The sequence below is a fragment of the Desulfosoma sp. genome (assembly GCA_037481875.1).
Lineage (GTDB): Bacteria > Desulfobacterota > Syntrophobacteria > Syntrophobacterales > DSM-9756 > Desulfosoma.
In genome coordinates, this window is the sequence record JBBFKY010000001.1 from 619285 (window position 1) to 644114 (window position 24830).

Consider the following 24830-nt stretch of genomic DNA (forward strand, 5'->3'; position numbering starts at 1 on the left):
TACCCCCTTCATCGACTCAAAAGCGTCACCTTGCTCTCGATCCCGTCCTCTTCACGCACTGTCTCTTGATGGGCCTCCAGTAGCTGCCTGTAGGTTTCAATGGTCGATCGAAGTTTGGCTTCCAACTGAATACGCTGACGTTTGAGCTCGTTGATGTCTTGATGGAGTTGGGCCAGACGTTGATGGGCTGCTTGAAGGATTTTTTCCGCACGCAGTTCCGCATCCGCGATAAGGAGTTTGGCTTCCTTTTCCGCGTTAGCTTTCATGATTTCGGAAGCTTTTTGCACGTTTGCAAGAACGTTACGAATGGTTTTTTCCCGATCTCGATGTTCTGAGACTTCCTTGGTCAGTTCTTGAAGTTGTCGTTGCAGCGCGGCGTTGTCGGCTTTCAGTTTGTCCAGCTCGGACAGGGTCTGGTCGACAAAAAGGTCCACTTCCTTTGGACTGTAACCTCTCCAAGCCAGACGAAATCTTCTGTTGTTTTTTTCAAGCAATGTCCATTCCATGACCAATCACTGTCTTTTCACCGATGGAAGCGACTTGATGCCTTTGCCTTTTAGAAACCTCTTAGGCTCTTAGAACCAAAGCCAATTCCCTGAGTGAAGAAACAAGGAATCTCTGAAGGAATAGAACGGCCAAAATGACGATCATTGGAGAAAAGTCGATCCCTCCGAAGAAAGCGGGAATACGTTTTCGAACGGCGTAAAGAACCGGTTCCGTCACACTATGGAGAAAGCGGACAATCGGGTTGTAGGGATCTGGGTTCACCCAAGAAAGAATCGCCCGGGCGACAATGATCCACATGTAAATGGTCAAGACGATATTGAGAACCTCGGCGACGGCCATAAGAAGATTGCTCAGGACAAACATGGGCATCTCCGCTTAAGTTAGAAGTAAGAAATGGAGCTTTGTGGCTTTTTAAGCGTTTCTGACGCGCGAAAACTAGCCGTTTTCCGCTCCAGTGTCAACGAAGAAACCCCAAGCAAGGTTCCAGCACACAAAAGACACCCTTGAGCCTCTCCTGAGCACACCCCACTATCGAGTGCTCCGCAGGGTTGTTGCTCCTTGGTCCTGTAAGGGTGGCCCCATGTGTTCGCTCACGGTACCGACCCCGGCCATAGGACCGGCCTCATCGGCCATGGGCCATTCCCAACCCCCCGTAGGGGCGGACCCATGGGACTGCCCCAAAACCCGCGCCGGGGGAATATTTTCGGGGCGCACAAGCCGATTTGCCCTTACAGGATTCAGGGCGATTCAGTGGCATCAAGGGCCATGCTCTCAGGCCGGCTTCTGATGCCGACGTGGAACTCCCGCGCTCCCAAGGGAAATAGGCCTTCTCATCCATGCTTCCAAGGGCACGGCGTGAATTTAGTGTCCCTTGCGCCGCACACCTCCAACGGGCTCTACCCGTCGGCCGGCCTCCCGGCCTTCTGGGGTCGTTCAGAGGCCGCAAATCCGCAGGTGACAATACCAGCCGCCAGCAGGCACAGTCCTACGGCTGTAGGCAGAGACACTGTTTCATGAAAAAGAAGATAGGCAAGCAGGGTGGCTCCTAAAGGTTCCCCTAAGGTCAGAACGGCTACCGCCGTGGCGTTCAGGTGTTTGAGGGCCCAGTTGAAGCTGGTGTGGCCGATCATCTGAGGAATGGCGGCAAGGAGAATGAGCACGGCATAAGTTTTAGGGGGAAAACCGAAAACAGGGGTTCGGCTCATGAGGCAAAAGAGTCCGAGAACCACACTGGCAAGGCCATAAGTCCAAAAGATGTAAGTGGAAAGGGGTAGGGTGGTTCGAGCATATCGGCCGGCAAGAAAATACCCGGATGCCATCAAACCTCCGGCTAAAGCCAAGAGGTCCCCGATAAGAGAATTGGTTCCCAGGTGAAAATCCATGCCGGCCACGACAGCGGTTCCTACAAGACAGGCTCCAATGGCCACGGCCATGAGCGGCCGAAGACGTTCCCTCAAGAGAAAGGAAGACAAGACAGCCGTAAAGACCGGGCTGGTACTTACCAAGGTGACGGAACTGGCCACAGAGGTCCTTTTCAGGGACTCGATCCAAAAGGCAAAATGCAGTGCCAGAAAAAAGCCGGAAAGCAGGACGGCTTTCCATCGCGGCGGCATGACGAGGCCCGTTCGAAAGAAGGCATGAAGGGCCCAGGGCGCTACGCATGCTGCGGCGAGTGTGACTCGATAACTGGCGATGGCCAGGGAAGGTGCTTCGGCCAGCCGAATCAGTATAGAGGCACTGGAGATGGCCAAAATACCGGCGGAAACGACGCCCCACAGCATCCACAATGCAGGCTTTTTTTCATCATCCATAAGACACCCCAAAAGACTCTGTGAAGAGTCGCTACCCTAAGCGAAAATCACCGCCTTTACAACGCCGCGTTGACGCCGCCCTAAAGATTGTGCTAATAAGCCGACGTTAAACTAGGCTGGCGTAGCTCAACGGTAGAGCAGCTGATTTGTAATCAGCAGGTTGCGGGTTCGAATCCCATCGCCAGCTCCAGAAATCAAGGGGCTAGGTCTTAGGGCCTAGCCCCTGCTGTTTTGTGTGTCAAGTGTTAGGAAGGTGTCCAAAAGTGGCGGGCAGGTGCGGTTTTTTCTTGAAAAGTATGGCCCTTAAGCTGTGAGAAATGTGGCGTGGCTTCCGCGGATCAAGATAGGTCATCCATCAGATCCGAGAGGCGAAAGGGCGCGTGGATTGTTAGGGCCAAAGTTTCAGCGCACCCATGAAGGCTATCATCAGAGAAAAGCCCAGCCCCATCGTCCATTGAACCAGCACAAACCGCTTGTCCACGGCCTCGAACCTGGCTGTCATTTCACGCTGCAGCGCCTCGAAACGTTTCTCCGAAGCATTGAAGTGAGCGATCTGAATTTCCTTGAGGGCTTTGAGCTCTTCCTCAACGCGAATTACCCTTTCCATCAAAGAGAATTCCCGAGCTCGCTGTTCGTTTTCCTTAACAAAAACGGCGATCTTTTCAGCCAGGATCTCCTCCGCCTTTTCTCGAAGGATCTGCTCCGCGATCTGTGTGATCCATTGTTTGATTTCGCTCTCACTGGCCAAATGAGCGGATTCGGACATGAGGAAGGCTCCTTCTTTCAGCGCGTTTTTCGGAAACCTTAGCATCCGCCTGCTACGTTGACAAGACACTCCTGACAACAGGAACTCTCAAGCGAATGGTCCGCCGTGCTGTCAGCATCTCCTGCGAAAAAGATCAATGGACGGTCTGATTTTTTGTAAAGTCCAACCCGAATGCCGTATTGATCGTTAGAACGGGTTGGGTGGGTAGGGTTTTGAAGTTCAAGCTTCTTCCGCATAAAAGGGCGGAAGTGGAAACCAGAACAGGTGTCGGGCATTGAGGAGGCTCCAATGGCGAGAGTTTTTATCAGCCCTTTGGGTACCAACAAGTATCTACCGTGTTACTACGAAATTGACGGTCGAAGGTCGGCACGGCCGGTTAATTTTATTCAAGAAGCTCTTTTGGCCCACTGGTGTGTTTCATGGACCGCTGAGGATCGAATACTCATCTTGTGTACAAGAGAAGCCGAGGAAAGAAATTGGCTGAATGGTGGCAACTTTGAAAAGGGTTTGCGGACGCGCATCGAAGAGCTGAATCTTCCCGCTCAACGCCAGATGCTGCCTATTCCCGACGGCAAAAACGAAACGGAAATCATGGATATTTTCATGATCCTTATGGAAGCTCTTAAGCCTCAGGACCAGGTTTACCTGGACGTCACCCATTCCTTTCGATCTCTTCCTCTACTCCAAACAGTAATCCTCAACTATGCCAAAGTGCTCAAGGACATCCGCGTGGAACGCATTGTGTACGGTGCCTTTGAAACCATGGGAACACTGAAGGAAGTCGAGCAGAGACCCGTAGAACAGCGAATCGCCCCCGTGTTTGACCTCACCCCCTACGACGCTCTCCTGGACTGGGCGAGAGCGGTTGATATTTTTCAGAAAGCCGGTCGTCCTCAGGAAATCAAGCGCCTTATAGGACGCAATCTTGGTGCTGTGTTCAATAAGCGACAAGAGCAGGATCAAAAGAAACTGGCGTGCTCTATGTCCACCCTAGGCAATCAGCTAGAAAACCTGTGCCTTAATCTGTCCGCCGCTCGAGGTCCTCATGTGCTCAAAGCTCAATCTTTCGACGAACAACTGGACGCGGTCGAAAACCAGAGGCTGATTCCCCCGCTGACGCCCCTTTTGGAGATCCTTCGCCGCAAAGTGCAAAGATTCAAGGTTCAGAACGAAACGACCAAAGGCTTTGAAGCGGCGGCCTGGTGCTTGGAACATGAGCTGATTCCCCAGGCGTACGTTCTGCTTCGAGAAACCATTCTGAGCGCTCTTTGTCGGTGGGCAGGTCAGGACCCTATGAACGAGAAAATGCGGGAAAATTTCTGGAGCGCCCTTTTACATGTCGTGGCCACAGGCAAACCCGAAAAGGATTGGGAAGGTCTGCTTGCCCAAAAGCGGGACGAAGCCCTGCATGTTCTTAGGACTGGAGGTGAAGCGCTGAAGACGCTTGCCAAAAAGTTTGAAGCTTTAAGGGATCGCAGAAATGATCTGATGCATGCAGGCTGGAAAACCGATGCAAAATCTGCTCCGAGCCTTCTTCAATTCCTTCAGAACGGAGGACTGGAATCCCTTCGTACCGCTTGGGAAGCCTTTGAGGCAGCGGTTCCTCCACTTTCTCGTGGTCATGGAAAAGGGCAATGATGCGACAAGCGTTTGTTCTGCTCTCACACCGGCTCACTCCAGATCAGGAAAACGACTTGACACAAACGTGGCAAGCCTCTCAGGTGCGTGTCATGCCCGAAGAATTACAAAAGCTGTGGCAAGAAGTGCCCCCTGAAGCGGCTTCGGTTCGAGAATGGATTCAGCCTGTTTTGGAATGGTTGGCACAGGAAGCGGTTTCCGGCGATCTCGTCATCGTGCAAGGGGACTATGGAGCCACCTGTCTCACCGCATCATGGGCTTTGTCCAGAGGGCTCGTGCCGGTGTATGCCACCACAAACCGAGTCCTTGAGGAAACGATTCAACCAGACGGTAGTGTGCTTCAAAAGCGCATTTTTCGACACATTCGGTTTCGACGTTATGAGTTCGTGTAAAAGACGGGCTGCCTTCCCGAAAAACTCCTGGTGTATAAGCTTATCAATGAACTCATAATAACGAGATCCTTAATACCATGGCGGGGGGCGGGACGCTGCCTCGCCCCTTCAACGCAGCAAAGCTGACATCATCCATGTTTAAGCTTATCGATAGGTGAACGGAAACCATCTGGCGGGTTGATCGGCGACGGCTTCCACCACCTCCTGCCAAGAGGTTTTGGAAAGAAGCTCGGCAAAATGGGGCGTGTGAAGACGACCTTTGGCCACTTCTTCAAGGACCTTAAAAACCCCTTCCTCCAGCCACGACGTTAAAGCAAGTCCCTCTCGATACAGCCAGGCCGCGTGCAAGAGAGCCATAGGTTGTGCCGTGGAACCCAATTTTGTGCAAAATCGAAGCCCCTGTTCCCAGGCGATTTTCTTTTCTTGACGTGCATGAAGCCATCGTCCCACATTCCAAAGCCACAGTTGCCAAGGGTGTTCTGCCGGGGAACGGTAGAGCTGTTCGCGGCACCACTTTTCGTAAACAGGCAGTCGAAAATCCGTCTCGGCGAGAAAGCGTGCCAAAGCTGCATGTTGGTAACGCTGAAGCCTTGCGGGGTTCACTTTATCGAGAGGAGATTCAATGTAGTTTTCGAGGGCCTCTTGAGCTTTGCCAACCTGATTGGCGTCTAGATAGGCATAGACGAGGTAGTGGTATTGTCGAAGACAATCCTTTTTGAATTCCTGGAGCCGCCATTCACCAAAGGCATTCCACGCCTTGGATACCGACTGAATAGAGTCCCGAAGGTAAAGGGGACCGCAAAAGCCGAAGTTTTGCGCGATGGTTCCATAAATTTTCCCCAAACTGGGCATTGCGGGTTTGAGGCCTTTGACGGCATGGCTTTCCCGAATGGATTCCAGATGGTCTTGAATGTCCGTAAGCCATTCAGGAAGCTTCGCGTCAAAATGATAACGGCCATGGTATAAGGTAACAAAAAGCCGATTCCAAAAATCAGCCAAACGATGAATCCCTTCGAGATAAAGGGGAAGTTGTTGGGAAAAAGTGTCGCGGCAAAACTTAGCCCAACACAGCGCTTCTTCGGTATTCCCGCGTTGCCCTGCCACGGCCCAGAGAAGATGAGCCAGCCGAAAGGACGTAAGAAAGGATTGACGGGCCAGATCTTGGACGTCCTCAAAACTTATAGGATTCAGCAAAGTTTCGACCCAGCCGAGGTCTTCAGAGGCATCGGAGAAAAGCCTTTCCAGGGAATCCGTAAAACTTTCTGCATCTCGAGGGTTTTGTAAAATTTCTTTCACCGCATGAGCGTACAATCCGGAAAAACCGCTCCACCCTCGAAGGCGCGGATCCAGGGAACGAAGTCCCAGGGCCAGCTCTTGGGGCGACCCAAGCTTTTCGAAATCTTTGGCAAACCCTTTTCCCGTCACATCCCCTTTAAGTTCCCACAGGCATTCTGCAGCCTGGATATTCCTCACTTGCTCAACCCGCAATCCTTGTGCCGACGCCTGCGTTTCCGCCAATTCCAAAGGGCATATCAAGGTCTGAAAGCCTAAGGCCGCCAAGGCCTTCGCTTTTTCCCTGACAAAACCCACAGGGAGCACACACCCCTGTTCGTCCACATCCCCACTTGCAGCCACATGAAGGCCTCTTCGACCACCCATAGCGCCCAAGTGAGCTTCCCAGGCTCCCAGATAAGCCGGCAAAGCCCAGGATGGTCCCTCAATGCATGGGCTCGGTTCAGACGGAGGAAGCAAAGGAATAAAAACCATGGCTTTCCCCGTTCTGTGCCTAAAGAGCTCATGAGCCCTTACCAGAGCACCTTGTGCAGCGGCATCCAGTCGGTCCATGATCCAGGAGGGGCTATGAAATTGCGTGCTAGAGGGAAGGGCTCCTAAAAGAGCCCAAAACACGTGCGCTTTCTTTCCCTGAACCGTCGGGAGAGCCACCAAAGCCCATTGAGCTTGCAGCACGTAGGCCCAGTCCAGGCAAAGGCCCACGTCATGCGGTGTCATGAGCCGCTGCAAGACCTGTAAAAAACTATGGGCTCCTTTTTCTTCTCGTCGTCCCAAGGCGGCGGCGAAAAAGGCGGTCAGAAGAAAACGAGACCAAGCTGGATCCAGACCTGTGTGCAAGATTTTTAAAATATATTCGGCTTTTTGCGGCTTTTCAGGCCAACGAAAATGCCATGGATTTGTCCACTGAAACTTTCGTTCTTCAAGGCAGCCCCATTCATGCCACACACGCATTTCTTCCAACGACCAGGAGGGAGAAACATTCATCGGTCTACAACCAAGAGTCGAAGATCCTGAAGTAACGGCTGATATTTTTTCGAGACAGGAAAGAGCAATCGAAAATAGCCCGTGGATCCATCCAGAGCCGATTCCAGGGGCTCGAGTTCACCATCCGAAACAATCCATAAACCGTAGATGGAAGCTACATCTGAAAGGGGTTCAAGAATCCTTCCTCCCACGAGAACCCCTTTCGCACTGGATTGAAGGACGGTGATTTCGGCGCCCGCAGGTTTCAGAACGGGTGCAGATTCGTCACTGAGGCGAAGGAGTCTGACTGGGACGGTTTCACGGGCCGGGGCGGCCGCCAGAGGCAGGACTTCTTCGACCCACGGCGCCGTGAGCAGTGTTTTCACAGTAGGTTGGCTGTCTGGATCCAGCTGAAGCCATGGACTGAAGGTTTTTCGAAAGGTTTTCCTATCCCGAAAAAAGGAGTCCAAGGTCCAGGCCGTCGGGTTTTCTTGAAAAGCCATTAAAGTTTCCAGAGTGCGTTGAGCGAAAAAAGAAGCCACCTCTACCTCGAGACGCTGAAACGCCGAGAGGAACGATGCGAAAGGGGATTGCGTCGAGATTTCATCGCAGAGGACAGCCTGGGATAGGTTTTGGGCTTTTTGGTGAATGACGTTCAAAAGGGCGTTGGACACCGTGAAGATGGGATCGCTCACATGCTCTTTCAAGCAGGCGAAGGTGTTCCACGGTTCGACAAAAATTCCGGGCAGAACCTCTACATCGCCGGGACCGGCGAGATCGGGAAAGTCATGGACAAGAGCGACTCGAAAAGCCGATGCCGTCTCTTCTACGGACTCGAGGACCAGCACCAAAGGAGCGTTGTAGAATCGGGATCTAGGGCCCCAGCCGGCCAAATCGGGTTGAAGGCGAACCACGTCTCCAGGCCCTGGGGATTTTGACGCGTTTACGGCGGCCGGTTTGAAGTCCTTTGTGCGATCCGGATCGAAAATGTTGAGGCAAATTCCTGAGACCCCATCGCAGCGCGGATCTTTTCCTGAGAAGGCGGGCGCTTCGCCTGCGTCCTGAGCGATCCGGTGGCTTGGAGTTCCACAGAGAGCCTTGCCTTCGCTTTTGTGTGCACGGTTTCGAAGGAGGGCATCGCGCTCTTGGTCACACCAGGGACACGCGCTCAGGTGGCGCTGAAGAGCCTCGGGTATGGGGTCGGCAAGAAGAACGGCTTCGGGTGGACAACCCCGAGCTCTTAGGGCTTCCTCCCAAGCCAAGCGCAGAACGGCGGCACTGTGCGAGCTTTGGGGCATAGGCACTATACCTTTAGAGAGATGCATCTGAATCCGTAGAACCTTTCATCCATGAACTACGGCACTGCCAGGCCGATTTACAAGCTTTCAGGATTTCTTCGAGAAACTCCGCAGCCAGATCATGATCTTCGTCCCAGGAAGACAAACCCGACCAGAGCAGGCAAAAATCCTTGATGCGAAGAATAAGTTGCGTGAGAAGATACCTGGCGCCGGCAGCTCCTCGATAGCCTGTTTCTCGGGCGATGTCCGCTAATGTCCAGCGCATGGCGTAGTAGGCGTAGAAAACGAAGCGCTCTCGATCATCCCAGTCGGCGATCAGTTTCTGAGCGAGACGTGGCAAGTCTTGGCGCAAAAGTTCCTTTTCTTGCGACCCTTCGACGGAAACCTCAAAGTCGAGAGGAGATGAGTCATTTTCGTTTTCGGAACTCAAGTCGGAAAACAGCACTTCCCGCTCCGACGGAGGCATGGGCAGGTGCGCCATGAGGTACCGAGTCAGTTCGCGCACGGGAACCCAACATGGTTTTCCGAGACGTCGAACGGCTTCGTGCCAAAAAGAGCAGGCTACATGAACCACCTTTTCTTTGGTCAAACCTTCGGGGTTCAAACGCAAAGAGGCTTCAGGAGGCGGCCACAGGTGATAATTTTCTGAATGCAGGACGGCCGGATCGTCTTGCAAGGCTTCTTTCAAGGGCTCCTGAGAACACGCATAAGAGGCATGGCCGCCCTTTATGTCATATTGCACCTTGTCATGGTTATGAAGGCATTGGCGAAGTCGTCGATACAAGGCCTTGCCCGGACTTATCTGTTGGGTTCTGGAAAGGTCCAGCAAATGGCGCGTGTAACGATGCGCCACAAAAGCGGCAAGGCGATGGGCTCCTTGATCGTAAAGCGATGCGAAGGCGTATCGCTCCTCCCAGGCATCCGCTTGCTGATTGGCGTAGAGCCACAGGGTGTTCACCATGGCCTGAATGGATGAGGTGCCTCGCTGTGGATAGTCCTGATGGGGAATGCCGTTGGAATCCGGAAGCAGACTATGCGGGATGGCTTTTCTTCTGACCTGGTTGAGTACGATGCATGCGGCCCGTTCCAGGACGGGGTGGCATTGCGGGGATGAGAGCCAATCCTTCCAGTTCATGGACCTTGTACCGGCTCAAGACACGTTTCAGGCACTTTACCCCAAAAGCTCAGTGGTTTCCAAAAGGCGGGATCCGATGGAAGCGGAAATCGAAAAGCTTCAATGAGGTAGCTTCGGCGATCCATGACCTTGCCCGTGATTTCCAAGGTACAGCCCTGGCGGATGAAGCGAGCGGCCATTCGGCCTTTGGTGGAGCAGGGGCAGACCTCGACGGCCATGGGATGCGTGATCCTGAGGACAAATATAGGGTGTGTGCCGAAAGGATGTCGTTGACGTTCCGGGAAAAAGAACGTCTGTTTGAGAAGTTCTCGATCGGAGGCCCCACCGAAAAGCATGCGCTCTTCCCAATACATAGGCGACAGCCGTCGTAGGGCTGCGCCCAGGACCTCCCATAGTGAGGGTGGCTTTTTCACAGGAGGGTTTTCCTGTTCGGCTTGGCGCATGTCGGAACCCACCCTAATGAAGGTACAAGCTCCTTGTCTATCCAGCCATCCTATCTCTCCACCACGATATTGGTTAGACCATGAAAGAAGACAAATCAAGAGAGAAACCACTAGGCATGCTAGCCTGGACAGCACTTGGCACATGGGTTGAGTTTGAGGCGAGCGATAAGAAAATCAGGTTAGATGAGTTGCAGTGCGAGGCGGGACCAAAGCTCCAGGGGACGGTGGTGCACCTGTCTAAGAGGGATCCATTGAAACTCGTGCAGTTCGGTACCTGGCCGAAGGGCCTTGGGCGTCAAAACCTGCATGCGAAAGACGAGTCCAAGGTGAACGAGACCCACTGAGGATTCTTCCTCATTAATGATTCCCTTAAAGGTGAGTTGGCAATGTTCGGGCAGGGTCGTAAACTCTTCGGAAAGCTCGCGGTACAGACCTCGCTCCAGTTGGGAAGCTAATTCCCCCCTTCCTGCCTCGGCATCTTCACGAATCACATGGCCTCCCAAACCCACTGAGTCCCGGCCGTGGAGCCTTTTTTCCGAGCCTTTTCGCCGGTAACAACCCACCCGGCCATGGATGTCCAACATGACCACGTAAGGGATGATCTGCTTGTACTGCTGGTCCTGTTCTACTTTCTCTCTGGGTTTGTAGCCGTAGCCTGCGGCCGCGATCACCTCAAGGCATTGCTCATAGCGCAGAGAAAGAGCGGTTCGCCTTTGGAGCCAGGGCTTAGGAAGAGCGTGCCGGGGTACACACAAGACATGTTCTTGTAAACTCATGGGAGCAATCCTATGTCGAGCAGCTGAAGGATCTTATTTTCAGCCTCTCGTAGAAGTTTGTGCCGCGTGGGGGCGGTGGTGAAAGCAGCTTTGAAGGCATTTCGGATGAGCAGCAGAATGTCCCAAAGGCTCAAACCGTTAGCGGTAAGCCGCCCTGCGCGGTGGTATTCGGTTGAAAAGTCGGTTCGTGAGATGCCAGGGTTGTCCGTGTTGACGGTCACCCGTAAACCCTGTTTTAGGTAGTTCAAGAGAGGGTAATGGGGGAGGGATGCCGTATTGGGCATGTGGGTGTCTCGAAAGCCTACGATTTGGCAGTTGCTAGAGGGGCACATCTCCAGTGCGATGCGCCGATCCCGGAGGCGTTCTAGAAGGTTTGGATTCTCATGAAGAGTCAGACCGTGACCAATGCGTTCGGCGTTGAGATGGTACACTGCCTGCCAGACACTGGAAGCGTCGGCAGTTTCGCCCGCGTGAATGGTGGCGTGCAAACACTTTTCCATGAGAGGCAAAAAAGCCTCGCGTACCTTAGCTGGTGCCAGAACTCTTTCATTTCCGGCCAAATCGAAGCCAGCCAGCATTTGGGAGAGCAGATCTTCACGCTCTAAAACTTTTTTCGCTAAAGCCACATTTTTCTGCAGAGCCGACAAATCCCGATGGCGGCTACCGATAAGAATTAGAACTGTGGATTGAGAGCCCTCTCGAGTCAGTTCTTCAGCAATGATCTGAAGCACCTGGAGGGCATTTAGTCCTCCCCGCGAGTAATTCTTCGGTGAACAGCGCACTTCCAGGTGTAGCACGTTGTGTTCTCGTGCTTTACGGCCCAAGATTCGGCACGTTGCTCTTAGGGTTTCTTCGCTCTGTAGGAGGGCGGATCCCTGAAGATCGCCTAAGGCCTCGTAAGCTTCGTAGCCTATGCCGACAAAATTTTTTTCCTCGAGGTAGGTTCCGTAAATCATTTCCTCCAGAACATGAGGGCTCGATTCAAAAAGGAGAATAAAAGCGGCTACAGGAAGCGGTTCCGGAACGCCAGGGACGGCTTGCCGTAGCGTTTTCCAGTTCAACCCTTTGCTCAGATGGATGGGATCCATCGTATTGAGACGCGATCTCCAAGCATTAAGCCAAGGGTCCAGTTGGTGCCGGTATTTTTGGATGTTTTCCCCAACGGATGAGGCCACTTCGATCATTTCCTTGACCGTTAAAGCTCCGCCTAAATGGCAGTGCAGTTCCGCTTTGGGGAGACGGCGAAGAAGTGAAATTTCTGCTTCAACTTGGTGGGGCTCTCTATTGAGGCCGACGAGGGTCTGCTTGAGCTTCTGAATAGTTCGGGGCGGGAGGCTGTAGAGGGCGAGAAAATTGGCCGAGGTTTCTGCTTGGATGATGTGGCTGGCGTGGTTAGCCGCGAGGTTTGAGGCCGCCTGGATACGCTTTTCCAGAGCATCAAGGAGTGGGGTTTCTTTTATAGGTAAGCAGTAATCCTGCCAAAAAACAAAGGATTCCAGCGCCTTCAGCAGGTTCGTGTGGATAAAGTCTTCCAGCGGCCTTTGCCAGGTTTCCTGGTAGTCCATGAGAGGGTTAGGAGTGTGTCGGGCCACCACTACAGGTGTTACTGCATCGGCAATAGGGGCGGGAAGAGGTTTACAGAAGTCGTGGATCTGCAGTTTCTTGAAGAGAGGCAGCTTATCGTCACGGCCGACCACGTGAACCAGGGCTCGGCACCCGAAAAAGGCGGCTGCCGTTTGCATGTCGCTGCTCATGGTCTTTCGGCCTCCCGTGAGCGACAAGAGCAGAGAACCATTGGGGCCTGCCTCCTTAGTACCACATAGGACCACCTGATGAATGGCTTCACTCATTTGACGGCATTCGGTCAAGGATGAGAGGTCCTGAAGGCCGTGAACCCTTACCACACGGCATCGAAGCCGGTTGGATGCCGTGATGTTGAGCCAGTTTTTCAAGATGTCAAGGGCATTGATGATTTCCGGTCCATCTGTGGTGATAATCCAAAGACTTTGGATGGGCTTAATATCGTATTGGACGCGAAGAGACTCGAGTTCCTTTCGGTTAGGGTGGTGTTTATAGAGGTCGACCAAATCGGGGTTGGTCCATCCCAGAATTTCTGGAACAATTTCCCAGTTTTTTCCAAGTGTTGTGACGAGAACGTGGTTCATCGAAGTCATGTCACTTTTGAGGGTAGTAGTCTTGGTTATAAACGTGAGGTTGTTCATACCAGATACTAGAAAAGCCGTCCATGCCCAAGGGATGAGGCGGCAAGGTTGTCACATGTGGCGAGAGCCTTTTAGTATCGCGTGATGTTTTGAACGATTCCTCCAGCGACACGGTCTGCCATGCTTTCTCGATAACGTTGGACGGGGATTGTTGGTTTGCGGAGCCGGCCGAAATAACGGTTAAGTCTCAATCCCCTCAAATCGGGGCCTGCCTTCGGACCCTAACGGCTTGTAGTCCTCGGTGCGGGTCAGGTATTGGCCACCTCGCAACAGGTTTAGATCGATGGCCAGGCGGTGCCTGTGCAGGCTTGGGGGTACCCATAAGGGCACCTGGGATCTCTTTAGGCGTCGCCCAGAGTGACTTCGTAGCCAAGCTCTATGGCCTTGTCAATGAGGCTGGCCACCATTCGGGCAAAGATGCTCTGATGGACTCGAAGCGAGGCACTGTTACCAGGCATTCCACTTCCTCCTGTCCTTGAGACCTTTATTGTCGTCCTCGAAAAGAGGCATGATCACCAAGTTGTTCTTTGAGCCTCGATATCCAAAGTAGGTGTTCCCTCGCTCAAGGTCATGCATGATGAACGGGTTCCTTTGGCCTTGGGGCACGTAGAAAAAGTGCGGGTTCCCTCGCTCGTCGAAAACAACAACGAATGAAAGCATCAGTCCGAGGATTAGGCCTGTAAAGCGCTTCATGGTTTCCCTCCTTTGTTCCTTTGTTGGGGCCGCACGGGGCGGCCCCGCTGTTGGGTTTATCTTAGAGCCCGAATCGAGCGGACCCGCTCCCTAGACCCGCCATCGAACGGTCTCAATCCCCTCAAATCGGGGCCAGCTTTCGGACGTAGCTCGGCTCTTGCGGGTCCATGTCCGAACAGTCTATGTCTTAATCCCCTCAAATCGGGGCCAGCTTTCGGACTTACCACTCGGTCCAAGCTGAGGTCAAAGACACTTGCGTCTCAATCCCCTCAAATCGGGGCCTGCCTTCGGACTAAATATGCTCAAGCCATGAAAAAAGCTGGGGTTGAGTCTCAATCCCCTCAAATCGGGGCCTGCCTTCGGACAACAGGCTCATCGTCGAGCCTGTTACAAGCTCGCAAGTCTCAATCCCCTCAAATCGGGGCCTGCCTTCGGACCAAGACTTCTAGACCATGAATTCGGCCAAGCAGCAGGTCTCAATCCCCTCAAATCGGGGCCTGCCTTCGGACTACCCACGGGGGCCTTATGCACTACCGCCGCCGCGGGTCTCAATCCCCTCAAATCGGGGCCTGCCTTCGGACACCACAAAGCCCCCGGGCAACCCCCGGGGGCTTTGGTCTCAATCCCCTCAAATCGGGGCCTGCCTTCGGACACAAACATCTCTGTAGCGTTCGGCGACAACGTCTGTCTCAATCCCCTCAAATCGGGGCCTGCCTTCGGACAGGGACATATCCGAGCAGGTCCCCCAGGGCCGATGAGTCTCAATCCCCTCAAATCGGGGCCTGCCTTCGGACGAGGGAACCCAACAGCCCGCCCGAGGCCACCACAAGTCTCAATCCCCTCAAATCGGGGCCTGCCTTCGGACCTATGAAGATCACATTCGTAAAAAGAAGGCAAGGGTGTCTCAATCCCCTCAAATCGGGGCCTGCCTTCGGACCTATCAAATGCTCGGGCTCGGGGCTTTGGCATGAAGGTCTCAATCCCCTCAAATCGGGGCCTGCCTTCGGACGTATTGAAAAAATGGGGGAGTTCCGAGCCATACCAAGTCTCAATCCCCTCAAATCGGGGCCTGCCTTCGGACCTATTGCGCCTTTGTGCGCTCGGGCTGCGTCATCTGGTCTCAATCCCCTCAAATCGGGGCCTGCCTTCGGACCTGGTTAGAGTCTTCCGCACTAACGCCGCTGGGGAAGTCTCAATCCCCTCAAATCGGGGCCTGCCTTCGGACGAGGGAACCCAACAGCCCGCCCGAGGCCACCACAAGTCTCAATCCCCTCAAATCGGGGCCTACCTTCGGACAAGACTTGACAATGGCTTTGTCAAGTTGCCTGCAAGTCTCAATCCCCTCAAATCGGGGCCTGCCTTCGGACCTTCTAAATGCACAATGGCACAAGCACATAGTGCTTGTCTCAATCCCCTCAAATCGGGGCCTGCCTTCGGACCAACGTTGTAAAGACCCTCCTAATCGATCTTATGAGTCTCAATCCCCTCAAATCGGGGCCTGCCTTCGGACCAAAAGACGTACCAGCTACATATGGAGACTGGTTATGGTCTCAATCCCCTCAAATCGGGGCCTGCCTTCGGACGAGACCAAGTTTCAGAAAATACCGTGCGCGAATGGGTCTCAATCCCCTCAAATCGGGGCCTGCCTTCGGACGTCAAGTTTTGTGAAAGAGTTCTTGGGCTTTCTCAGTCTCAATCCCCTCAAATCGGGGCCTGCCTTCGGACACGAAAAGCTTGCCCGGGAGGTGCGGATTTGGTCCGGTCTCAATCCCCTCAAATCGGGGCCTGCCTTCGGACCTAATGAGTGGCCCGACGTAAAACTTACCCTCCGCGAGTCTCAATCCCCTCAAATCGGGGCCTGCCTTCGGACAAAGAAAGCAAATTACTTCAGATATGCGAAACCATGTCTCAATCCCCTCAAATCGGGGCCTGCCTTCGGACAAAGCCTGCACAAGCAGCGCTTGGCCATTGACCTGGTCTCAATCCCCTCAAATCGGGGCCTGCCTTCGGACCAAGGGAACCCAACCACAAGCCCGCCCCGAGGCCAAGTCTCAATCCCCTCAAATCGGGGCCTGCCTTCGGACGCAAAGCGGCAAATGCCCGCTTCCACGACACCTACGAGTCTCAATCCCCTCAAATCGGGGCCTGCCTTCGGACCACCTAGGCGAGGGACCCCCTCGCCTGGAGTGGAAAAGTCTCAATCCCCTCAAATCGGGGCCTGCCTTCGGACTCTTCATGCGAAAGAAACTTGAAACTCCACCTAGGCGTCTCAATCCCCTCAAATCGGGGCCTGCCTTCGGACTATGCAGAGAATAGCAAAACTCACCAAGATTAGAGGGTCTCAATCCCCTCAAATCGGGGCCTGCCTTCGGACGAAATTTCCGCTGCCGTAAAGTCAACCCCAGGCCAAGGGTCTCAATCCCCTCAAATCGGGGCCTGCCTTCGGACTCATCCTCAACACGGCGTGGTCCGGATCTTCCGGACTGTCTCAATCCCCTCAAATCGGGGCCTGCCTTCGGACCAAGAATGGAGGTTCCGACTATGCAGAGAATAGCAAGTCTCAATCCCCTCAAATCGGGGCCTGCCTTCGGACGCTACGTCTCTCCACAACAAGCAAGCCAATTAATAAGTCTCAATCCCCTCAAATCGGGGCCTGCCTTCGGACCCACCCGCGTACAGGCACAAAGCTCAGAACTTCCGGCGTCTCAATCCCCTCAAATCGGGGCCTGCCTTCGGACAACAAAGCCCGCCCGAGGCCACTCCAAGCCGCCGCCGTCTCAATCCCCTCAAATCGGGGCCTGCCTTCGGACGAAAGGAAGGCCCAAGAAACCAGGAAGGCGCTGGTGTCTCAATCCCCTCAAATCGGGGCCTGCCTTCGGACCTGATGGGATCACGGCCTTGTGGGCCACCCGCGAAGGTCTCAATCCCCTCAAATCGGGGCCTGCCTTCGGACCTGATGGGATCACGGCCTTGTGGGCCACCCGCGAAGGTCTCAATCCCCTCAAATCGGGGCCTGCCTTCGGACCCTTCCTGGCGCCCTCTGGGCGCTTTGCGACCACCGTCTCAATCCCCTCAAATCGGGGCCTGCCTTCGGACACAAGCCCCCGGGTAACCCCAGGGGCTTTGATCTTTGTCTCAATCCCCTCAAATCGGGGCCTGCCTTCGGACGTCGCTTTGCGACCACCTCGCCTCTAATACCCTGCGTCTCAATCCCCTCAAATCGGGGCCTGCCTTCGGACTGAAATATTAACCCTAACCCACGGCGGCGTTGCACAGTCTCAATCCCCTCAAATCGGGGCCTGCCTTCGGACCCACAAAAAGCCCAAGCAGGGAGCGGGAAACAAGTACGTCTCAATCCCCTCAAATCGGGGCCTGCCTTCGGACCAAGGACGATGCAGAAGAGGTTCTCTACTCAGCAGGGTCTCAATCCCCTCAAATCGGGGCCTGCCTTCGGACCACAACATTGGCGCCGTGGAGAGGGTTGGCGCCGCTGTCTCAATCCCCTCAAATCGGGGCCTGCCTTCGGACGCACGCCTACGTGCGCCTTGACGGAGGGGTCGGCCTGTCTCAATCCCCTCAAATCGGGGCCTGCCTTCGGACATTGCGGCGACGGGGACATGTTCCGGCCCGAGAAGTCTCAATCCCCTCAAATCGGGGCCTGCCTTCGGACACAAAGGGACCTTGGAGTATGAAAACGGTTGCTGAAGTCTCAATCCCCTCAAATCGGGGCCTGCCTTCGGACGCAAAGCGGCAAATGCCCGCTTCCACGACACCTACGAGTCTCAATCCCCTCAAATCGGGGCCTGCCTTCGGACACACGTAATTTGGGCAATCGGCACCAAGGCAGAAAAGTCTCAATCCCCTCAAATCGGGGCCTGCCTTCGGACAAATCAGGAAAGGAGGGCACTATGCTTGACATTGGTCTCAATCCCCTCAAATCGGGGCCTGCCTTCGGACCCCTTGGGGCTTTCCTCTTTTAGTCCCTCGTAAAGGTCTCAATCCCCTCAAATCGGGGCCTGCCTTCGGACCCGAACTGACCGGCAACGTCCCTGGTACTTACCAGGGGAGTCTCAATCCCCTCAAATCGGGGCCTGCCTTCGGACCCCACGTCCAGGACCTCGGCTGGGCAAAGTTCAAGGAGTCTCAATCCCCTCAAATCGGGGCCTGCCTTCGGACATGTTATGTTCTGTCTTTCAAGAGGAATGGTGGTTGTCTCAATCCCCTCAAATCGGGGCCTGCCTTCGGACCTAATATCTCAAGGCCAAGGCCTTAGCGCCTTGGCCTTTGTCTCAATCCCCTCAAATCGGGGCCTGCCTTCGGACTTTTCGTGGGCGGACAGGAGGGATGTTTCACTGTAGTCTCAATCCCCTCAAATCGGGGCCTGCCTTCGGACTATGAAGAAAAAGACCAGCGCCAACACCGCACAGGTCTCAATCCCCTCAAATCGGGGCCTGCCTTCGGACCTAGCCACAAAGTGGCCTGAAGCCACCTTGTGCATGTCTCAATCCCCTCAAATCGGGGCCTGCCTTCGGACCATGAAAGACGACAGACTTTTCGGTCCGTATCGGACGTCTCAATCCCCTCAAATCGGGGCCTGCCTTCGGACGAAAATACCGTGCGCGAGTGGCTTCAAAAGCCGCTTGTCTCAATCCCCTCAAATCGGGGCCTGCCTTCGGACCCGAGGCTCCTTCCCAACCTCCCGACCTGCTCCGAGGGTCTCAATCCCCTCAAATCGGGGCCTGCCTTCGGACTAGAATATCCAAAAAAGAAGCTCATCATTCAGGGATCCGTCTCAATCCCCTCAAATCGGGGCCTGCCTTCGGACCCCTTGAGGACCCTGCGGGTCCCGCGGTGCTTGTCAGGTCTCAATCCCCTCAAATCGGGGCCTGCCTTCGGACAACGCGTACTGCACGCCAAGCAACTAACCTGCCCAAGGTCTCAATCCCCTCAAATCGGGGCCTGCCTTCGGACCCAACAAGGCGCAAGCGAAGCTTCGGATGGCCGCTCGGTCTCAATCCCCTCAAATCGGGGCCTGCCTTCGGACGACCACGTGCCGACTGAAATTCCTCCGCAGGGGATCGTCTCAATCCCCTCAAATCGGGGCCTGCCTTCGGACATCTCGGGCCAGATCAGCTTGCCTGGCAAACTCGCGTCTCAATCCCCTCAAATCGGGGCCTGCCTTCGGACACTCGGATCTATCAGGTAACGTAATCCTGACCAAGGTCTCAATCCCCTCAAATCGGGGCCTGCCTTCGGACTTCACCTACAAGTCTATCGAGTTCGACGAAGATTTGGTCTCAATCCCCTCAAATCGGGGCCTGCCTTCGGACAGCGGATCGTGGCCCACCTGTGCCCGAAGCTGGAGGTCTCAATCCCCTCAAATCGGGGCCTGCCTTCGGACAGGGCGACCTCGGAGCCTAAGAGAAAGAAGGAACGGTCTCAATCCCCTCAAATCGGGGCCTGCCTTCGGACGCATCTATCGTCACCAAGACCACAGGATACTCACCGTCTCAATCCCCTCAAATCGGGGCCTGCCTTCGGACACCATGAGAGGCGAAATTATCGACACGTTAGTTCTGTCTCAATCCCCTCAAATCGGGGCCTGCCTTCGGACCATGCAGCTTACGGACTCGTGCGGATAACGCGCACTGTCTCAATCCCCTCAAATCGGGGCCTGCCTTCGGACACACCTAACACCACATTAGAGAGGAGTTAACCATGTCTCAATCCCCTCAAATCGGGGCCTGCCTTCGGACCGACGAGCTCAGAGCTCTTGCCGACAGGCAAGAGCTCCCGATGAGTCTCAATCCCCTCAAATCGGGGCCTGCCTTCGGACTATGGCTGCCTTGCTCTATCCCGAAACCGTCGAGGAGTCTCAATCCCCTCAAATCGGGGCCTGCCTTCGGACAGTCTATGCCAACACAATAGGGCAAGAATGCCTACGTCTCAATCCCCTCAAATCGGGGCCTGCCTTCGGACACTATGTCTCCCAGGGGCTTTTCTTTTGGTGCGCCTGTCTCAATCCCCTCAAATCGGGGCCTGCCTTCGGACTTGCAGGCCTCCCGGCCTCTATTCCGGCCTGTCGGGTCTCAATCCCCTCAAATCGGGGCCTGCCTTCGGACTTCCAAAGATCAGCCCTAGTGTTGGCGCAAGCCAAGTCTCAATCCCCTCAAATCGGGGCCTGCCTTCGGACGATAGAGGTGCCTGACAGGCTCAAGTGGCCTGCGGGTCTCAATCCCCTCAAATCGGGGCCTGCCTTCGGACTCAAGGCAGCCATAAGGCGCCTTGTCCATCCAATGTCTCAATCCCCTCAAATCGGGGCCTGCCTTCGGACTTGAGACATGTTTTCAGGGTGCGGGTGCTTGGGGAATTTGTCTCAATCCCCTCAAATCGGGGCCTGCCTTCGGACACCAGCTTCTCACGACTAAAGAGGCCGCCAGGTTCGTCTCAATCCCCTCAAATCGGGGCCTGCCTTCGGACCAACAAAGTAAGTTGCTAGAAGGCTGTGGTGCAACAGTCTCAATCCCCTCAAATCGGGGCCTGCCTTCGGACTTTGTTAATCACGGCGATATCGAGATCCGGCTAAGTCTCAATCCCCTCAAATCGGGGCCTGCCTTCGGACTCAACCGTTCAGCTCTGATGTTGGCTTGCGCCAACGTCTCAATCCCCTCAAATCGGGGCCTGCCTTCGGACCTATGGAAAGAAAAGAAAAAGACTGGTTCTGGATCAGTCTCAATCCCCTCAAATCGGGGCCTGCCTTCGGACACAAGCCTGTAGACTAACCGCCTTGGGGTCCCGCAGTCTCAATCCCCTCAAATCGGGGCCTGCCTTCGGACTCAACCGTTCAGCTCTGATGTTGGCTTGCGCCAACGTCTCAATCCCCTCAAATCGGGGCCTGCCTTCGGACCTATGGAAAGAAAAGAAAAAGACTGGTTCTGGATCAGTCTCAATCCCCTCAAATCGGGGCCTGCCTTCGGACACAAGCCTGTAGACTAACCGCCTTGGGGTCCCGCAGTCTCAATCCCCTCAAATCGGGGCCTGCCTTCGGACAGATTGTGGTTCCGTGGTAAGGTTGTCTGGTTCCAGTCTCAATCCCCTCAAATCGGGGCCTGCCTTCGGACGGAAGATTTGTGAACAGTCAGGAGAAGAGTCCGCTGGTCTCAATCCCCTCAAATCGGGGCCTGCCTTCGGACTCGAGGCCGTGGACCGCTGGCTCCAATGGCGCAACAGTCTCAATCCCCTCAAATCGGGGCCTGCCTTCGGACACAATGTTCAAGCTAAGGAAATGGCACTATGAGGATGTCTCAATCCCCTCAAATCGGGGCCTGCCTTCGGACCATCCGCGGTATGGCTTGGTGCGCATCTTGCGCACGTCTCAATCCCCTCAAATCGGGGCCTGCCTTCGGACTTCAAATAACCAGCAAAGGAATCCTGAACCACGAACGTCTCAATCCCCTCAAATCGGGGCCTGCCTTCGGACGACAACGGACCATGTGTCGACGTAGCCAAGGCCAAGTCTCAATCCCCTCAAATCGGGGCCTGCCTTCGGACGCACTTTACCGACTGCCGCCCCGAGCTTGCTTTGAGTCTCAATCCCCTCAAATCGGGGCCTGCCTTCGGACACATGCTCGATATAGACAACTGGACACGGTCCGAATGTCTCAATCCCCTCAAATCGGGGCCTGCCTTCGGACTATGAAGCTAATGATCCAAAAATCAAGCGAAAACTGTCTCAATCCCCTCAAATCGGGGCCTGCCTTCGGACACGAACCGAGTTCGTCCCAAGCGTTCACGGGATCGTCTCAATCCCCTCAAATCGGGGCCTGCCTTCGGACCTATGCTAGCGGTAGAATTTCCAAAAAAGAAGCTCCGTCTCAATCCCCTCAAATCGGGGCCTGCCTTCGGACGTTGACGAGACTATGCTAGCGGTAGAATTTCCAAGTCTCAATCCCCTCAAATCGGGGCCTGCCTTCGGACCCAGCACTAGGTGACAACTTTGCAAAGGAGAAGAATTATGTCTCAATCCCCTCAAATCGGGGCCTGCCTTCGGACACGGCGCTTGTGGTGCCGTCTGCAAGCTTTGCTGGGTCTCAATCCCCTCAAATCGGGGCCTGCCTTCGGACATATGCGTGCGGGAAGAAGGCCTCAGACCGGCAATATGTCTCAATCCCCTCAAATCGGGGCCTGCCTTCGGACTCATCGCGTGGTATCCAGGTGACCCTGGAACCTACCGTCTCAATCCCCTCAAATCGGGGCCTGCCTTCGGACATTGCTATGCCGTAAAGGCATGGCGATCACGGGCGGTCTCAATCCCCTCAAATCGGGGCCTGCCTTCGGACGCACTTGTTGGGGCGTGTTGCGCAACGGGTCAAGCAGTCTCAATCCCCTCAAATCGGGGCCTGCCTTCGGACAAAGGATGGAAGACACTCCCGGCAGAGGAAGCCCGGTCTCAATCCCCTCAAATCGGGGCCTGCCTTCGGACAGGATTTGGTTTGGAATGTCTGCCTGGATCAAGCCGTCTCAATCCCCTCAAATCGGGGCCTGCCTTCGGACTATGCAAAGTCAGACTTTAACGAGGTTGCTGTTACGTCTCAATCCCCTCAAATCGGGGCCTGCCTTCGGACAAGCGGATTCGAGCATACAATATTTCACACGGAAAGTCTCAATCCCCTCAAATCGGGGCCTGCCTTCGGACATTGAGCATCGGCGGATTGAGGCAGACGAAGCATGGTCTCAATCCCCTCAAATCGGGGCCTGCCTTCGGACCTTATTCGATGTGCGCCGATGGAAAGACGAAGAGTTTGTCTCAATCCCCTCAAATCGGGGCCTGCCTTCGGACATTCATCAAAACAAACTTCTAAGCCAAGACAAGTGTCTCAATCCCCTCAAATCGGGGCCTGCCTTCGGACATACCACCAATTCTGACGTGTCCAAACCACTCTGAGTCTCAATCCCCTCAAATCGGGGCCTGCCTTCGGACCTACTACTCGCTGGATGCCCTTCGGGCCTTTGTTCTCGTCTCAATCCCCTCAAATCGGGGCCTGCCTTCGGACTTTTGTGCGTCCTATGCGCACTTGTTGGGGCGTGTTGTCTCAATCCCCTCAAATCGGGGCCTGCCTTCGGACCATCTATGAGCGAATTGAAGTGTCCCTCTTGTGGAGTCTCAATCCCCTCAAATCGGGGCCTGCCTTCGGACCCAAAGAGGCCGCCAGGTTCTTGTCGGAGGCCTTGTCTCAATCCCCTCAAATCGGGGCCTGCCTTCGGACCCCCTACAACCTGGCATGCTGGCGCTACAACGGGGTCTCAATCCCCTCAAATCGGGGCCTGCCTTCGGACTGACGGTTGAATGGCCATATTACAGCGTGTGGCTAGGTCTCAATCCCCTCAAATCGGGGCCTGCCTTCGGACACTTTGCCTCGAGGGTGGAGGTTCGGGACCTCCACGTCTCAATCCCCTCAAATCGGGGCCTGCCTTCGGACCAAGGCCTTCAGGCCTCTCAAAGCCGCCGCCTCGAGGTCTCAATCCCCTCAAATCGGGGCCTGCCTTCGGACATCGAGGGAACACAAAAGCCCGCCCAAGGCCTTCAGGTCTCAATCCCCTCAAATCGGGGCCTGCCTTCGGACTTTGAGTGGATCGAGTCCCGTTGGGTTTTGTACAGTCTCAATCCCCTCAAATCGGGGCCTGCCTTCGGACGTAGCGAGGCCGTGGAATGAGGCCAGAGTTGCTCACGTCTCAATCCCCTCAAATCGGGGCCTGCCTTCGGACACCTCTTGCCTGCCCTGATTCCTCATGGGGACGAGTCTCAATCCCCTCAAATCGGGGCCTGCCTTCGGACTGTTGTTGCGTCTAGTGCAGAAACACAAAGAATCCGTCTCAATCCCCTCAAATCGGGGCCTGCCTTCGGACATGTGCCTTTGCTGTGGCGGTGGAGCGGTAGCGAGGTCTCAATCCCCTCAAATCGGGGCCTGCCTTCGGACGCCACAGCAGCCCTTTGGGTCCTTGAGGACCCGCAGGTCTCAATCCCCTCAAATCGGGGCCTGCCTTCGGACGAGGAACCATGGTAGAACAAGAATGCATCTTTCAAGTCTCAATCCCCTCAAATCGGGGCCTGCCTTCGGACAAACCCGGACCACGGGCGGGCGGGCGGCTCAAGCCCGTCTCAATCCCCTCAAATCGGGGCCTGCCTTCGGACCGCTATCGGGGCGTGGGGCCTCCCTTCGTGTCCGAAGGTCTCAATCCCCTCAAATCGGGGCCTGCCTTCGGACTCGAAATCCCGCTCGAGGCCGAAAACCCAACTGGTCTCAATCCCCTCAAATCGGGGCCTGCCTTCGGACACGGCATTTCGGCCCTATGGGCCACAAGAGTGGAGTCTCAATCCCCTCAAATCGGGGCCTGCCTTCGGACAGATGGTGGGCCACAACGTGACCTACGATCAGACGTGTCTCAATCCCCTCAAATCGGGGCCTGCCTTCGGACATTGTGCGCGTGACTGCTATGCCGTGAAGGCATGGGTCTCAATCCCCTCAAATCGGGGCCTGCCTTCGGACTCGGGGCCTTCTCTTTTAGTCCCTTGCAAACGGAGTCTCAATCCCCTCAAATCGGGGCCTGCCTTCGGACACGGGCAGCTCCCTTGGAAGCTGTGGCGACGGGGGTCTCAATCCCCTCAAATCGGGGCCTGCCTTCGGACTTTTAGTTTGCCGAGCAATGTGACGAGCCTCACGGTCTCAATCCCCTCAAATCGGGGCCTGCCTTCGGACCATACCGCCAATTCTGACGTGTCCAAACCACAAAGAGTCTCAATCCCCTCAAATCGGGGCCTGCCTTCGGACCTTATTAAGACGTGCGAAAAGATTCTTGGCGTCAAGTCTCAATCCCCTCAAATCGGGGCCTGCC

12 protein-coding genes, 1 tRNA gene and 1 CRISPR repeat array (1 of these 14 running past the window's edge) are annotated in these 24830 nt (G+C 55.0%); of the genes, 3 read left to right on the forward strand and 10 right to left on the reverse strand.

The window, feature by feature from the left end:
* Window positions 1-8 precede the first annotated feature (8 nt).
* The 3 genes from WHS46_02760 to WHS46_02770 all read right to left on the reverse strand — a co-directional run bounded on the left by WHS46_02760 (window position 9) and on the right by WHS46_02770 (window position 2318).
* Window positions 9-506 (reverse strand): DivIVA domain-containing protein, encoded by a 498-nt coding sequence (locus WHS46_02760; protein ID MEJ5347597.1) that lies wholly within the window; start codon window positions 504-506, stop codon window positions 9-11.
* 61 nt (window positions 507-567) lie between these two features.
* Window positions 568-870, reverse strand: a complete 303-nt coding sequence (locus tag WHS46_02765; protein ID MEJ5347598.1) for a YggT family protein — start codon at window positions 868-870, stop codon at window positions 568-570.
* A gap of 533 nt (window positions 871-1403) precedes the next feature.
* Window positions 1404-2318, reverse strand: coding sequence for a DMT family transporter (locus WHS46_02770; protein ID MEJ5347599.1), 915 nt, complete (start codon window positions 2316-2318; stop codon window positions 1404-1406).
* Between the two features lie 115 nt (window positions 2319-2433).
* Between WHS46_02770 and WHS46_02775 the strand changes: the two genes are divergently transcribed.
* Window positions 2434-2508: transfer RNA gene (locus WHS46_02775), tRNA-Thr, on the forward strand.
* A gap of 198 nt (window positions 2509-2706) precedes the next feature.
* Here WHS46_02775 and WHS46_02780 read toward each other — a convergent pair.
* Window positions 2707-3084, reverse strand: coding sequence for a hypothetical protein (locus WHS46_02780; protein MEJ5347600.1), 378 nt, complete (start codon window positions 3082-3084; stop codon window positions 2707-2709).
* Between the two features lie 288 nt (window positions 3085-3372).
* Between WHS46_02780 and csx2 the strand changes: the two genes are divergently transcribed.
* Both csx2 and csx20 read left to right on the forward strand, forming a co-directional pair.
* Window positions 3373-4722 (forward strand): TIGR02221 family CRISPR-associated protein, encoded by a 1350-nt coding sequence (gene csx2, locus WHS46_02785; GenBank protein ID MEJ5347601.1) that lies wholly within the window; start codon window positions 3373-3375, stop codon window positions 4720-4722.
* On the forward strand, window positions 4719-5114 hold the full coding sequence (gene csx20 / locus WHS46_02790) for a CRISPR-associated protein Csx20 (protein ID MEJ5347602.1): 396 nt from the start codon (window positions 4719-4721) through the stop codon (window positions 5112-5114). Before csx2 ends, csx20 begins: the two co-directional genes overlap by 4 nt.
* A gap of 144 nt (window positions 5115-5258) precedes the next feature.
* Here the strand turns inward: csx20 and WHS46_02795 are convergent, their stop codons facing one another.
* From WHS46_02795 to WHS46_02820, 6 genes are all read right to left on the reverse strand, one after another.
* Complete coding sequence (locus tag WHS46_02795) at window positions 5259-7352, reverse strand: hypothetical protein (protein ID MEJ5347603.1); 2094 nt, start codon at window positions 7350-7352, stop codon at window positions 5259-5261.
* 35 nt (window positions 7353-7387) lie between these two features.
* On the reverse strand, window positions 7388-8668 hold the full coding sequence (locus WHS46_02800; GenBank protein ID MEJ5347604.1) for a hypothetical protein: 1281 nt from the start codon (window positions 8666-8668) through the stop codon (window positions 7388-7390).
* Between the two features lie 13 nt (window positions 8669-8681).
* Window positions 8682-9803, reverse strand: a complete 1122-nt coding sequence (locus WHS46_02805) for a hypothetical protein (protein MEJ5347605.1) — start codon at window positions 9801-9803, stop codon at window positions 8682-8684.
* Window positions 9800-10246 carry a hypothetical protein gene (locus WHS46_02810; GenBank protein MEJ5347606.1) on the reverse strand — a complete coding sequence of 149 codons (447 nt, stop codon included), beginning with the start codon at window positions 10244-10246 and terminating at the stop codon, window positions 9800-9802. Before WHS46_02810 ends, WHS46_02805 begins: the two co-directional genes overlap by 4 nt.
* Window positions 10247-10425: 179 nt before the next feature.
* The gene (locus WHS46_02815) at window positions 10426-11022 is read right to left on the reverse strand and encodes a hypothetical protein (protein ID MEJ5347607.1); all 597 of its coding nucleotides are present in this window, start codon (window positions 11020-11022) and stop codon (window positions 10426-10428) included.
* Window positions 11019-13187 (reverse strand): CRISPR-associated ring nuclease, encoded by a 2169-nt coding sequence (locus WHS46_02820; protein MEJ5347608.1) that lies wholly within the window; start codon window positions 13185-13187, stop codon window positions 11019-11021. Before WHS46_02820 ends, WHS46_02815 begins: the two co-directional genes overlap by 4 nt.
* Window positions 13188-14046: 859 nt before the next feature.
* Window positions 14047-24830: a CRISPR direct-repeat array (repeat unit 36 nt; unit sequence GTCTCAATCCCCTCAAATCGGGGCCTGCCTTCGGAC) (it continues 6841 nt past the right edge of the window).